Origin of the sequence: Actinomadura chokoriensis (assembly GCF_041463665.1) — a bacterium.
Classification (GTDB): domain Bacteria; phylum Actinomycetota; class Actinomycetes; order Streptosporangiales; family Streptosporangiaceae; genus Spirillospora; species Spirillospora chokoriensis_A.
Genome location: NZ_JAXCEJ010000007.1, coordinates 23796 through 37342, shown reverse-complemented (window position 1 = coordinate 37342; position 13547 = coordinate 23796). Strand labels below are relative to the sequence as shown.

Annotated in this window: 13 protein-coding genes; 1 reads left to right on the top strand and 12 read right to left on the bottom strand. The window is 72.0% G+C overall.

The genetic code is table 11. From position 1 onward, the window contains the following. Positions 1–4: 4 nt before the first annotated feature. The 9 genes from SM418_RS13800 to SM418_RS13760 all read right to left on the bottom strand — a co-directional run bounded on the left by SM418_RS13800 (position 5) and on the right by SM418_RS13760 (position 9030). Entirely contained in the window at positions 5–1324 is a 1320-nt protein-coding gene (locus SM418_RS13800; RefSeq protein ID WP_371941170.1) for an amylo-alpha-1,6-glucosidase, read from the bottom strand. Positions 1325–1447: 123 nt separating this feature from the next. After that, complete coding sequence (locus SM418_RS13795; RefSeq protein WP_371941171.1) at positions 1448–2254, bottom strand: HAD family hydrolase; 807 nt, start codon at positions 2252–2254, stop codon at positions 1448–1450. Further along, complete coding sequence (locus SM418_RS13790; protein ID WP_371941172.1) at positions 2251–3363, bottom strand: cysteine protease StiP family protein; 1113 nt, start codon at positions 3361–3363, stop codon at positions 2251–2253. Before SM418_RS13790 ends, SM418_RS13795 begins: the two co-directional genes overlap by 4 nt. Next, entirely contained in the window at positions 3360–4676 is a 1317-nt protein-coding gene (locus SM418_RS13785) for a phosphoribosyltransferase family protein (protein ID WP_371966072.1), read from the bottom strand. The genes SM418_RS13790 and SM418_RS13785 overlap by 4 nt, the downstream gene beginning before the upstream one ends. 80 nt (positions 4677–4756) lie before the next feature. After that, a complete protein-coding gene (locus SM418_RS13780) occupies positions 4757–5914 on the bottom strand; it encodes an HpcH/HpaI aldolase/citrate lyase family protein (protein WP_371941174.1) in 1158 nt (385 codons plus the stop codon). Between the two features lie 17 nt (positions 5915–5931). After that, entirely contained in the window at positions 5932–6510 is a 579-nt protein-coding gene (locus SM418_RS13775; RefSeq protein WP_371941175.1) for a TerD family protein, read from the bottom strand. Between the two features lie 51 nt (positions 6511–6561). Beyond that, complete coding sequence (locus SM418_RS13770) at positions 6562–7692, bottom strand: DUF475 domain-containing protein (RefSeq protein ID WP_371941176.1); 1131 nt, start codon at positions 7690–7692, stop codon at positions 6562–6564. Positions 7693–7754: 62 nt separating this feature from the next. After that, on the bottom strand, positions 7755–8333 hold the full coding sequence (locus SM418_RS13765; RefSeq protein WP_371941178.1) for a TerD family protein: 579 nt from the start codon (positions 8331–8333) through the stop codon (positions 7755–7757). A gap of 121 nt (positions 8334–8454) precedes the next feature. After that, a complete protein-coding gene (locus tag SM418_RS13760) occupies positions 8455–9030 on the bottom strand; it encodes a TerD family protein (protein ID WP_371941179.1) in 576 nt (191 codons plus the stop codon). A 197-nt stretch (positions 9031–9227) separates the two neighbouring features. Between SM418_RS13760 and SM418_RS13755 the strand changes: the two genes are divergently transcribed. Beyond that, the gene (locus SM418_RS13755) at positions 9228–10481 is read left to right on the top strand and encodes a molecular chaperone DnaJ (protein ID WP_371941181.1); all 1254 of its coding nucleotides are present in this window, start codon (positions 9228–9230) and stop codon (positions 10479–10481) included. Between the two features lie 3 nt (positions 10482–10484). Here the strand turns inward: SM418_RS13755 and efeB are convergent, their stop codons facing one another. The 3 genes from efeB to SM418_RS13740 form a co-directional block, all read right to left on the bottom strand. Further along, positions 10485–11717, bottom strand: coding sequence for an iron uptake transporter deferrochelatase/peroxidase subunit (efeB, locus tag SM418_RS13750; RefSeq protein WP_371941183.1), 1233 nt, complete (start codon positions 11715–11717; stop codon positions 10485–10487). A gap of 14 nt (positions 11718–11731) precedes the next feature. Further along, positions 11732–12862 carry an iron uptake system protein EfeO gene (efeO, locus tag SM418_RS13745; RefSeq protein WP_371941184.1) on the bottom strand — a complete coding sequence of 377 codons (1131 nt, stop codon included), beginning with the start codon at positions 12860–12862 and terminating at the stop codon, positions 11732–11734. 111 nt (positions 12863–12973) lie between these two features. After that, positions 12974–13441, bottom strand: a complete 468-nt coding sequence (locus SM418_RS13740) for a YbjQ family protein (RefSeq protein ID WP_371941185.1) — start codon at positions 13439–13441, stop codon at positions 12974–12976. Positions 13442–13547 lie beyond the last annotated feature (106 nt).

Sequence of the window (13547 nt, the reverse complement as noted above, 5' to 3'; positions counted from 1 at the left end):
GCGATCAGGCGGCCTGGGGGGCACGGCGGGCCCCGAGAAGGTCCAGGACGAGCGCGGCGGACCAGGCGTAGTCGTGGCTGCCGCGCCCGGTGCCGTCGAACGGGTCGAAGAACTCGCGGAAGCCGGACTGGCGGACGAGCCGCATGGTGGACCCGTAGAGCAGGTCGGCGACGACGGGGAGGCCGTGGCCGAGGGCCCCGTACCAGACGAGCCAGTTGGTGCTGATCCAGGTGGGGCCGCGCCAGTAGCCGGCGCGGTCGAACGAGGGGGCCTGGATGTCGCAGGTGGGGACGGGGTAGCCGGCGGCGCCGGCGAAGCGGGCCGACAGCAGCAGGTCGACGAGGCTGCGGACGATCGGGGCCGGCAGTTCGGGATCGAGCAGCGGGCCGAACGAGCCGACGGTGATGACGGGCAGCAGCCGGTCGTCGCGCAGGTCGCGGGCGCGGAAGCAGCCGAGTTCGGGGTCCCAGAGGCGGTCGAGCATGGCGCGGTGGACGCGGTCGGCGCACTCGCGGTGCGGGGCGGGGTCCGCGCCGATGATCGCGGCGATGTCGGCGAGGGCGTGGGTGGAGGCCAGGTAGACGGCGTTGACGAGGGGGTCCTCGACGGCGAACGGGTGCGCCTCGCGGAGGTAGGCGGGCTGGTAGGCGGCCTCCCGCATGAGGGCGACGAGGCGGACGTAGCGGTCGTAGTCCTCGCCGGTCGGCAGGGTGTGCGGGCGCTGCGCGGGCGCGTAGGAGGACGGCGGGAGCCGGAGGGCGCCCAGCGGGCGGTCCCAGGCGGGGCTGTTGTCGAGACCCGACTCCCAGGGGTGGCAGATCGCGACGAGGCCGCTCGCGTCCAGGTCGCGGGCGCGGGCCAGGTAGCGGTGCTGGGCGGTCAGCAGCGGGTAGAGGCGGGTGAGGAACGCGCGGCTGCCGTCCCCGTCGGTGGCGCATTCGTGCAGGCGGAGGGCGGCGAGGGCGTGCAGGGGCGGCTGGGTGAGCCCGGAGGTGTGGACGCCGTGCGGCGCGTCCGGCTGCCGTTCGCTGCGCCAGAGCTCGGGGCCGGGGAAGAACGCGTGCCTGGCGAGGCGCGTGTCGAACACGATGTGCGGGAGCATCCCGTCGGCCCACTGGCCGCGGAACAGGGAGAGCAGTTCGGCTTCGGCCCGGTCGCGGCGGTGGCGGGCGAGGCCCATGCTGATGAACGCCGCGTCCCAGCTCCACTGGTGCGGGTAGAGGCCGGGCGACGCGGCGGTGGCCGTCCCGGTCCAGTTCGCGTCGAGCACCCGGGCCGCGGCCTTCCACAGCGCGGTCTCGTCGCCGGTCAGACGGGAGCTCATGTGGTCCAGGTGACCTCCTCGGTGCGAGGGGCGCTCACCGTGATTGTCACCTCAGAACGCGGCGACGGCGACCCCCCGGGGAGCGTCGATTCTCCACGTGTACGCGCGTTATGCCGTGATTTTTTACGCTCCCGTTGCGCCTTCCAGGAGCCATTCCGCAATCTCTTCACCTGCGGCGATACCGCGCGCGGCGGTGACGGCGGTCGCGGGGGACGTCCAGCCGGTGTCCTGCAGTTCGCCGTGGGCGGGACGGATCGAAAGGTCGGCGGCTTCGAGCAGCTCGATGTCGAGGAGCGAGTCGCCGGCGGCCAGCGTCGTGGACGCTCCGGCGCGGCGGGCGACCTCCTCGGCGGCGGCGGCCTTGGTGAGGCACGCGGGCAGGCAGTAGACCTTGCGGCCTTGCAGGGACGTCCGCCAGCCGCGTTCGGCGCACCAGCCGGTGAGGTCCTGGACCCAGCCGGGCGGCAGCGCGGCCCTGTCCACGACCGCGTAGGCGAACAGGTCGGAGGCCGTGCGGCGCTTCAGGACGAATTCACCGCTCGACTGGACGAGGTGCCGCTGGACGTCCGCGAGCGGTGCGCACCCGTCGGCGACCCTGGTCCGGACGGCCGCCGCCCATTCCGGGTCGTCCTCGCCGTCCACGAGGAGGTGGCCGCCGTTCGCGCAGATGGCGTACGCAGGTGGCTTTTCCAGCAGATGGACGCGCCGGTACTGCTCTGGTGTGCGCGTCGTCGTCGGGACGAACGTGGCGGCCGCCGAGAGGGCTTCGAGCGTCCGCGCAGAAGGCTCGGTCATGTAGGACAGCGGCGCGCCTTGGTAGAACTCCACGCAAAGGAGGCGCGGCATGGTCTCGTCCGGCCCGTCCAAGGCGAAGGCAGCCGCGGAGTAGATGAGCGTGCGGTCGAGGTCCGAGCACACTAGGACGGTCACTGGACGGCTCCCTTGCCAAAGCGGGGATGGATGAAGCCCATGCACGCGTAGGGGAACCGGTCGGCCTCGACCTCGTGGACGGGGACACCGCGTTCGTCGGCGAGCAGCCTGATGTGCGTCACCTCGGGGCCGGCGTCGGCCCGCACGAACACCTTCCACGGGACGCGCCGCAGCAGCACCCGGGTCGTCTCCCCTATCCCCGGCTTGACGAGGTTGAGGTCGTCGATCCCCTCGGCTTCCGCGCAGCGCCGGACGGCCTCCCAGCCCGACCAGTCGGGCGCGCGGCCGGCGGCGCGCAGGTCCGGGAGGTCCTTCGCGACGCGTTCGGCCACGTCCGGGAACCGCGCGCACACGGCGTCGAGGAAGACGGCCGACACGTCGTCGCCCGCCAGTTCCCGGTAGAACTTCGCGCCGTGGAAGTCCCCGGACCCGATCAGCGACGCGTTGAGGACCGTCCGGCTGACGAGGCCCGACACGGTCGAGTTGAGGCAGGCGGACGGGATCAGGAAGTCGTCGCGCGTGCCGTGGAGGGACGTGCACCGCCCCGGATCGGCGAGGACCGCGAGGTCAGCCGGGAACGGACTCGATGCCAGCGCGGCGGTCAGCTCCCGCGTGATCGCGCCCTTGCCCGTCCAGCCGTCCACGAACATCACGGACGCGGGGTCGTGGTGTTCGGCGAGGTAGCGCAGCGCCACGGTGTCGATGCCCCGGCCCCGGACGATGCTGACCGCGTAGTGCGGGAGGTCCAGGCCGTGCGCGTGGCGGGCCCAGCGCCGCATCAGGATCCCGACGGGCGTCCCGGCGCGTGCCAGCGACACCAGGACGGCCTCCGCGCCGCGCTCGGCGAGGACCATCTCGGTGACCAGCCCGGTCGCGTAGGCGAGCCGCTCCGCCGACGCCTCCAGCGCCCGGTGGAAAAGCCGCCGGTACTCCGGACCCGGCTGGTACTCGACCGGGAGGGACTCGGCGTAGTGCGCGCGTCCCGCCTGGATCGCCGCCTCACGCTCCTCTGTGGGCGCCTCCAGCCGCACATGCGAGAGGTCCTTGAGCAGCCACGCGACGTCCTCCGCCGGGTAGCTGCCGAAGGACGGCCCGTACAGCGGCTTCACGAATCCCTCCCATGGGCGGGGACAGTGGCGACCAGCACCGGGGCAAGCACGCGCAGCCTTTCCAAGAGCCCGTCGGCGAGCGCGGTGGTATCCCCGACGTCGTCCACCACGAACACGATCTGGTCGAAGCCTCTCTGCCCGGAGCCGGGAGCCACGTTGTAGGCGAACCGCTCGCCCGGCCCGTCGGCGGGATCGTCATGTGAAGGGAACACCAGGCGCGTCCTTATCGCGTACCCGGGGTCGTCCACGGCGAGGACGGGTGAACGCGTGGTCGTCGAGTATCGGACGTCCACGTCCGGCAGCGCATCGGCGAGCGCCTCCGCGAGGCGCAGCGGCGCGTACATCAGCTCCTCGAACCCCAGCACGAGCACTCGCGACACGTCGCCGAGCCCGGCGGCGAGAACGTCGGCCATGCGCGCGAGATCCTTCTCCAGCCGTCTCCGATGCTCGGGGAGGAAACCGTGCCGTCCCCCGTCCGGCAACCCGGCCGGCCACTCCAGCCTCGCCCGCGACAGACCGGCCCGCGACGGACCGGCCTGCGGCGGACTCGCCCGCGACTCCTCCGAGGACGGCGCCCTGCCCGTGTCCGGGGAACCGCCGGAGAGACCGGCGACGAGCTCCTGCCCCGCTTCCAGGATGCCTTCGGGCAGCTCGACATGCCCGCCTGCCAGCGCCACCGCGTCGATGCGGGTGCCCAGCCGGTCGGCCAGATCGTCCATCCGCGCCCGGTCGGCGGAGCCGCGCAGGTCGACCAGGGCCGCCAGAATGTAATGCCTTCTCGGACGGACGGCGTGCAGGGCCGCGATCGTGTTCAGCACCGTCCGTCCCGTGGAGAGCTCGTCGTCCACCAGAACCACCGGCACGTCCCGGTCGAGCATCGACGGATCGTCGGGCAGCAGCAGATGGCTCGTGGCGTGGCTGTGCTCCTCCTCGAACCCGCCGTATGCCTCGAACTTCGGCACGGGACGCCGTGTCGAGTGCAGGTAGTAGGCGCCGCCCAGAGCGTCCGCCACGGAATGCCCCAAGGCTGTGGCGGTCTCGGCGTAGCCCAGGACGATCGCGTCCACCGGAACCCGAGGCGCGCGCATGAAGTCGCGCAACCCGACAGGGGCCCCCGGCACACCATCCAGAGCGTCCGAGAGAAGCGAACCGGGATGGGACGGGGCCTCGCCTCGCAGGCGCGCGCGCACAAGTTCGCCCAGCAGCAGCCCCGAACCGTACACCAGGCGAGGATCTGTCGGGACGTGCTTGCCCAGCACCGCGGAAACCAGCAGATGGGCCCGGCGCGGATTCCGGCGCACGGCAAGCCCCACCAGAGACGACAGCCCGGCGCCGACCGGGCATGGCCCGTCCGTGAGCCGAACCCCGAGACGGGACGAAACCCAGGTCGAGGTCACCGGCTGCCCGCCGCTTCCAGCAGCTCGACGAACGTGACGCCCTCCGCCGCAACGCCGAACACACGCGCGCGCAGCATCAGCCGCTCCGCCCACGCGCGGTGCGGTTTCGCCTCGTTCATCTTGTTGGCGTAGGAACTGGCCATCGCCCCGCCCCCGGCGACGCCCAGGATGTCGGCCGCGTCGCAGTACTCCTCGTGCGTCACCACCGACAGGGCGTGGACGGCCGCGACATGGCTCGGATGGATCACGGTCTTGCCGGTGAGGCCGTTCGCCTTGTCCAGGTGCACCTCGCGGATCAGCCCATCGAGGTCCGAGGTGATCAGCCGCTGCCGCAGCGGCGCCGCGTGCTGCCGGTCGAACGGCGACTGGCGCAGCTGCGGCTTGAACATCCGCTCCCCCGCCGAGAAGTACTCCCACACCGGGCCCGTCACCACGTAGCCGGTGCCGTCGGCGCGGCCGAGGACGTTGACGACGTCGCAGATCACGCCCGCGACCGGCCGGATGTCGTAGATCGTGAGGTCCGGCGGCCGGCGCAGCCCGTACGCGGCGGACATGTCCGTCGCGCCGAGCCGGACGGCGAGGATCCGCGACCGGTGCTTGGCCAGCAGCCGCGCCACGTCGTCCAGCATCTCCGCCCGGGTCTCGGCGTACACCGCCTCCGGGCTCTCGATCACCGGCATCGCCAGCAGCCGCAGCCCGGTGCGGGCGGCGGCGTCCTCCAGCGCGTCGAGGAACGCCCCGCCGGCCGCCGGGGTGAACTTCGGCAGCACGAACCCGCTGACCAGCGCGGCCGCGTCGCCGAGCCGGCCGAGCAGGTCGCCGATCTGCCGGGGGTCGCGGACCCGGACGAACAGCAGCGGCACGTCGCCGCCGCGTTCCCGCAGCGTCCGCAGCTGCGCCACCAGGTTCGCCTCGCCCGCCCCGACATCGTCGTCGGAGATCGCGTCCTCCAGGCACACGACCAGGCTCATCACGCCCCGCCGCCCGGCCCGCTCGATGTCGTCGGCGAGCCCCGGCCGGGTCGCGGGGCAGTACAGCGTCGCGCCGAGCGCCACCGCCAGCACGGCCGGGTCATCGTGCCGGTCGAACGGGCGAGGATGCCGGTAGAACAGGTGCTTGCGACGCGCGGCGTCGATGTGGTCGAAATGCCGCATGGACCCGCTCGTCGGGCTCAGAGGTGGGTCGACACGGCCGGCAGCAGATGCTGGAACGTGCGCCCCGTCGCGGTCGCGCCGATCGCCGTCATCGACCAGCCCTGCCCGTCCCGCGACACCTTGGCCATGATCTGCGCGTTGTGCTGGCCCGCGCCGCTCAGGTCGTAGCGGGCGATCTCCTCGCCGGTGCTCTCGTCCACCAGGCGGCAGAACGCGTTCGCGATCTGCGTGAAGTCCTGCCCGGTGAAGGAGTTCACCGTGAACACCAGCTGGGCGACGTTGCCCGGCAGGCCCTGGAGGTCGACGTTGATGACCTCGTCGTCGCCCTCGCCCTCGCCGGTCACGTTGTCGCCGGTGTGCTGGACGGCCCCGTCCTTGCTGCGCAGCTGCCGGAACCACACCTGGTCGGCGAGGTTCCCGGCGGCGTCGAACAGCAGGCAGGACGCGTCCAGGTCGATCGACTGGGCCTTGCTCTTGCCGAACAGGCCCTTCTTGGCGACGGCGTCCCAGCCGAGCCCCATCCTGACCCGGGTGAGGGTCCCGCCGCCGGGTTTGGCGAGCGAGACCTTCTGCCCTTTCTGCAGCGAGATCGACATCGTTCGGCTCCTTCGGTGAATCGATGCTGGTCGTGAGGTGGAGATCGGCGGTCAGACGTTGCTGGAGTGCAGCTGCTTGCCGCCGCCGGACGGCGAGCCGGGGACCTCCTCGTCCGTGCCGCGGTTGCGGACGATGGAGCTGACGAACGCCGCGATGATCAGGCCGGCGCCGAGCCCGCCGGTGATCCACTCGGGGACGTGGTGCCCGATGCTGATCAGCATGCAGGTCGCGAGCGCTCCGATCGCCCAGTGCGCGCCGTGCTCCAGGTAGACGTACTCGTGCAGGGTTCCCTTGCGGACGAGGAAGACCGTCAGGGACCGGATGTACATGGCGCCGATGCCGAGGCCCAGCGCGATGACGATCGGGTCGGTGCTGATCGCGAACGCGCCGATGACGCCGTCGAAGCTGAACGAGGCGTCCAGCACCTCGAGGTAGAGGAACAGGAAGAACCCGGCCTTGCCGGTGGCCAGCGCCAGCGAGCTGGGACCGGACCGCCCCGCCCGGGCGTCCCCGCCCTCGTCCCCGCCCTCGTCCCCGTCGTCGTCCTCGTCGTCGTCGCCCGCCTCGGAGAACAGCTCGCCGAGCCCGTTGACCAGGATGTAGGTCACCATGCCGAGCACGCCCGCGATCATGACGCTGCCCGGGTCGTCGGCCGACAGCCACGAGACGAGCGCCAGCGAGCCGCCCGCGACGACCACCGACAGCTGGTCCAGCTTGCCGATGCGGGCGAGCGGCTTCTCCAGCCAGGGCAGCCACTTCTCGGCGCGCTCCTGGAACACGAAGTCCAGGAACAGCATCATCAGGAACATGCCACCGAACGCCGCGATCATCGGGTAGGCGTCGTTCATCAGCTCGTGGTAGCGGTGCGGGTTGTTGAGCGCCAGGTCGAACGCCTCGACAGGCCCCAGCTTGGCCGTGATGCCCACGATGAGCAGCGGGAAGACCAGCCGCATGCCGAACACCGCGATCGCGATGCCGACGGTGAGGAAGATCTTCTGCCAGAAGGGGCTCATCCTGTCGAGCACCTTGGCGTTGACCACGGCGTTGTCGAACGACAGCGAGATCTCGAGGATGGCCAGCACGGCCACCAGGGCCAGCCCGGTCGGCCCGTCGTAGAGGAATGCGGCCAGCAGCCCGATGGCCGTGACACCGAAGGACCAACCGAAGGTGCGAAGAATCATGCGCGTATTTCTGCTAGTGAGGACGGCCGGGCGAGGCGGCCGAGGTGCGGGGTGCGCCGGCCTCAGCCGACGTTGACGCCGAAGTCCATCGCGATGCCCGCCAGACCGGAGGCGTACCCCTGGCCGACGGCCCTGAACTTCCACTCGCCGTTGTGCCGGTACAGCTCGCCGAAGACCATCGCCGTCTCGGTGGAGGCGTCCTCGGTGAGGTCGAACCGGGCGAGCTCGTTGCCGTCGGTCCGGTTGACGATCCGGATGAAGGCGTTGCGGACCTGGCCGAAGCTCTGGTGCCGGTTGTCGGCGTCGTAGATCGACACCGGGAACACGATGCGCTCGCACTCGGCCGGCACCCCGGTGAGGTCCACGTTGATCGACTCGTCGTCGCCCTCGCCCTCGCCGGTCAGGTTGTCGCCGGTGTGCTCCACCGAGCCGTCCGGGCTCTTCAGGTTGTTGAAGAACACGAAGTGCTGGTCGGACATGACCTTGCCGGTGGAGGCGAGCATCAGCGCGGACGCGTCCAGGTCGAAGTCGGCGCCGGTGGTGGCGCGGACGTCCCAGCCGAGGCCGACGGTGACCGCGGTGAGGTTGGGCGCGGCCTTCGTCAGCGAGACGTTGCCGCCCTTGGCGAGTGAGACTCCCATGTTCGGGCCGTTCCCTTTCTGGTGTGCCTGTTCAGATGTTCGCCGCCGGCTCGGACGCCGGCGACGGTTCGGCCGTTGACGCCGGTTCCGGTGGCCGGCGCCGGTGCTGATGTCGACGCGGTCAGAGGTTGACGCCGAAGTCCATCGCGATGCCGGCCAGCCCGGAGGCGTAGCCCTGGCCGACCGCGCGGAACTTCCATTCGGTCCCGTTGCGGTACAGCTCGCCGAAGACCATCGCGGTCTCCATCGAGGCGTCCTCGGACAGGTCGTAGCGCGCCATCTCGGCCCCGCCCGCCTGGTTCAGCACCCGGATGTAGGCGTTGCGGACCTGCCCGAAGTTCTGCCCGCGGCTGTCGGCGTCGTAGATCGACACCGCGAACGCCACCCGCTCGGCGGCGGCCGGCATCGCGGCGAAATCGATCTTCAGCTGCTCGTCGTCGCCCTCGCCCGCGCCGGTGGTGTTGTCGCCGCTGTGCTCGACGGCGCCGTCCGGCGTGCGCAGGTTGTTGAAGAACACGAAGTGCTGATCGGTGATGATCTTGCCGGAGCCGTCCAGCACCATGGCGGAGGCGTCGAGGTCGAAGTCCGTGCCGGTCGTGGTCCGCAGGTCCCAGCCGAGACCGACGGTCACCGCGGAGAGTCCGGGCGCCTGCTTGGTGAGCGAGACATTGCCGCCCTTGCTCAGGCTGACGGGCACGATGGGCCTCCAAGATCGCATGCCGTAACGGACGCCGACCCGGCGCCCAGCATTATCGACGTAGCAGGGAGCCTATCCGTTCCATCCGTTGTGTACCTGTGACGTCGTCCGATATCCCACCCCGGGCGCCGGGCCCTCCCGGGGCGCGAAATACCGGCGGTCTGGGCCAGACTGGGCAGGGACGAGAGGAGGCAGCGTTGCGGGGACCGGGCGACCAGCGCCGCCGGGGCGGCGGCAGGGGGGCGCAGGCGGCGGCCTCGGCCGTCGAGGCGAGGGAGGCGGCGGCGGCCGCCTTCTACGACATGGACCAGGCACAGAAATACATCGACGGCCGCGTCACCGTGTTCGAGGACCTCGACGCCGCGGCCGCCGCTCCCGTCCGGCGCGAGTTCGCCGGGCTGTCGGAGTCGGCCGACGCCGCGTCCGTGGCCTACATCTCCGTCCTGGACGCGCACGACCTCGATGACCGGGACCGGTCACCGGCCGAGTACGACGCCGCCCGCCGCGCGTTCATCGCGGCCACCGAGCGGCTGCAGCAGATCACCCGGAACCTCAACGGCTTCGCCGAGCGCCTCGCCCCGCGCATGGCCCGGCTGGAGGCCGCGCTCGACCAGCTCCCGCCCCGGCTGACCGCCGCCCGCGACGCCGTGGCCGCCGCCGACGCCGCCGTCACCGCCGCCCGGGACGCCGGGATGGACGCGTCCGAGCCGGAGGCCGAGCTGGCCCGCGCCAGGCAGGTCCTCGCGCAGCTCGGCTCCAGGGGTCTGGGCGGGCTCGGCCTGGACGGCGCCATCCGCAAGGCGGAGGAGGTCCGCGAGATCGCCGAGGGGGCCCGGGAGGCCGCCGCCGAGCTGCCGCGGCTCGCGGAGAAGGTCCGCAACTCGCTCGCCTCCGTCCGGACGCGGGCGGACGCCGCGGCGAACCGCGTCGGACCCGTCCAGGAGGCGATGAGGGTGCTGGTTCGCGGCTACTCACAGGCGTGCTGGCAGGATCTCAAGGGCGCGCCCGACTCCATCGAGGCGGCCGTCACCCGGGCCCGCGAGCGGCTGAACGAGGCGTCCGCGCACGTCGCCCGCACCGAGTGGCGGCAGGCGCAGCAGGCGCTCACCGCCGCGCGCACCGAGCTGAACGCCGCCGACCGCCGCGCCGGCCAGGTCACCGGGCGGGTGGAGGAGCTGAAGGAGGTCGCCGCGGACCCGGACAAGCCCGCGCAGGGCGCCCGGTTCGCCGTGCGGGACGCGCAGCGGCTCGCCATGGCCCAGCCGGGCGGGGCCGCGCCGCAGCACGTCCGGGTGCTCGACGCGCTCGTCGAGCGGCTGGAGAACGCGCCGAAGCGGCTCACCGGCGCGCACCCCGACTACTGGGCCTACCTCCAGGAACTGGAGTCCATCAGGACCGCCGCGGGCGACGTCGTGACCCGCATCCGGTCGGAACGAGCCACCCAGGGATAAGCCCTAGGCGAAGAGGGTCTCGCCCCAGTAGCCGCCTTCGTGGACGCCGGGCGGGCACGCGTAGATGCCCGACCCGACGTGCTGGATGTACTCGTTCAGCGCGTCGGTGGCCAGCGACTGCTGGATCGGGACGAATCCCTTGCGCGGGTCGCGCTGGAACGCGATGAAGAACAGCCCCGCCTCCAGCCTGCCGAGACCGTCGGACCCGTCGGTGAAGGAGTAGCCGCGCCGCAGGATCCGGGCCCCGTGGTTGGAGTCGGGGTGGGCGAGCCGGACGTGCGCGTCCGGCTTCATCCGGGCCAGGACGGGCTTGTCGCGCTCCTTCTCCTCCCCCACCGGCGCGCCCTCGCCCTTGTTGCGGCCGAAGATGTCCTCCTGTTCGCGCAGCGACGTCCGGTCCCAGGTCTCGATGTGCATCCGGATGCGGCGGGCGACGAGGTAGGAGCCGCCGGTCATCCAGCCGGCGCCGTCGCCCGCGCCGACCCACACGTGCTCGTCGAGCAGCGCCCTGTCGCCCCCGCCGATGTTCTCGGTGCCGTCCTTGAACCCGAACAGGTTGCGCGGGGTCTGCGCGCCCGGCGTGGTCGAGGACGTCTTGCCGAACCCGAGCTGCGACCAGCGGACCGAGACCGTGCCGAACCCGATCCGCGCGAGGTTCCGGATCGCGTGCACCGCGACCTGCGGGTCGTCCGCGCACGCCTGCACGGCGATGTCGCCGCCGCTGCGGTCGGGGTCGAGGTTGTCGCCGGGGAAGTGCGGCAGGTCGGCGAGGGCGGCCGGGCGGCGCGCCCTGAGGCCGAACCGGTCCTCGCCGTCCTTCTCGAACAGCGTCGGGCCGAACCCGATCGTCAGCGTGAGCCGGGACGGCGGCAGGCCGAGGGCCTCGCCGGTGTCGTCCGGCGGCGCGACCGGCGGCCCGGCGACCGCGCCGTTCCCGACCGCCTCACCGGCGGTCATGGCGGCGGCCGCGTCCGTCCACTCCCTGAGCATCCGGACGAGCCGGTCGCGGTCGCCGGTCGTCACGTCGAACGCGGCGAAGTGCAGCCGGTCCTGGACCGGGGTGGCGATGCCCGCCTGGTGCGCGCCGCGGAAGGCGACGGCCGCGCCGGCGTCCGAGTCCTCCTCGGCGAGCGCCACCCGGTCCAGGCCCGCGCCGGCGGCGGCGCCGACGAGCAGGCTCGCGCCGGAGAAGCCCAGCATCCTGCGCCGGGACAGCCCCGGCCGCACCTCGGTCATCCCTGCCTCCCGATCTACTTCGCGACGGCCCCGGCGAGCTTGGACAGCGGCTCGCCCAGCGCGTTCACCGCGTCGGCCAGCTCCTTGCGGTCGCCCTTGCCGACCTTGTCATAGGAGACGTAGCCGTCGCCCTTCTGGTGCTTCTTCAGCAGCTCCTCGACCTTGGCGAAGTTCTCGTCGAGGTCCCCGGCTAGCTGGGCGTCCCGCTCCCGGACGACCGGCCCGAGCAGATCGTAGATCTTCTTCGCGCCGTCGACGTTGGCCTTGAAGTCGACGAGGTCGGTGTGGCTGAACGCCTCCTCCTCGCCGGTGACCTTGCCGGTCGCGACCTCGTCCAGCAGTTCCTTCGCGCCGCCGGCCATGTCGTTGACCGGGTCGAGGGTGAGGCCGGGCAGCCGCGACTTCAGCTCGTCCAGGTCCTTCAGCAGCCGGTCGCCGTACTTCTCCTTGCCCTTGACCGAGCCGTCCTCCCAGAGGGCCTTCTCCAGCAGGTGCCAGCCCGACCAGTCCTTCTTCTCCTCCGGCTTCAGGTCGGCCTCGCGGGCGTCGACCTTCGGGTCGATGTCGCCGAACTTCTCCGCGACCGGCTCGATCGTCTCCCAGCCGACGCGGGACGGCGCGTACAGCTCCTTGGCCTTCCCGACGTCGTTGGCCTTGATCGCGTCGACGAACTCGCGGGTCTTGGCGATGGTGTCGTCGAGCCGCACGATGACGAACGCCTTGTAGTCGGCGGCGGCCTTGGCCAGCCGCGCGTCGTCGCCGCCCGCGGACTCGCCGGTGACCGTGACGTTCTGGGACGGGCCCTTGCCGGTCTGCCCGGCGCTGCACAGCAGCTTGAACTGGCCGGCGGGCAGGTTCACGACGAAGTCGACGCTGGTGCCGGGCCCGATGTTCTCCCGCTCGGCGAGGATCTTGCCGTCCGCCTTGATGACCTCGAACTCGTTGACCTTGGAGCCCTTGTTGGTGACCTTGAAGGTGGTCTTGCCCGCGGTGAGCTCGGTCTTGGCCACCTCGCACGCGTCGTCCGTCGCCGTCACCGGGATGGCGCCCGCGGCGTCCGCCTTGTCGTCACCGCCGCACGCCGTGAGCAGGGACATCGACGCGGCGGCGGCGCCGGCGAGCGCCAGAACGGACACAGGACGCATCAGAGACTCCAGAGGCGAGCAGATGGTTAGGCTTACCTAAATTAGCGAAGCCCTGGCTCGTCCCGTCAAGTGCCCCCGGGCCAGTGGACCGGAGCCGCCCGGCCGCCCCTGTCAGCGGGGCCGGTCGTGCAGTCCCATCGTGAGGTTGCGCGCGGCCATCGGCGGCCCGCCCGGCTGCGGGTCCCCGTACGGCGGCATGTGCCCCTGCTGCGCGGGCTGCCGCTGCGGGTACTGCGGCGCCTGCTCGCGGGGCTGCCCCGCCGGCTCCGCCCAGACGGCCGTCCCGTACGCGCAGACCTCGAAGCCGCCGCCCACCGCGGCGGTGTCGAAGCGCATGCCGACGACCGTGTTCGCGCCCTTGCGGCGCGCCTCCTCGCCGAGCCGGTCCATCGCCTCGCGGCGCGCGGCGGCGAGGCTCCCCGCCGGCCGCTCCCCCGTCATCCGGAACGTCGCGCTGCTCCCGCCCTGCCCGGGCTGCGGCGGCGCCCCCTGGTCGGCCTGGAGGGCCGTCCCGAGGACCTCCCCGAGCACGCTTCTGATCTCGTGCCCCGGCACGCCGTCAGTCGTCACGATCAGCATGCCACCACGGTAGATCACCCTCTGGACGGAATGCGATGTATTGCCGGGAGTCGCCCGTCACCGCCGTCCTCCCGGCGGGGCGGCCGGGGGACGGCGGGACGGGACG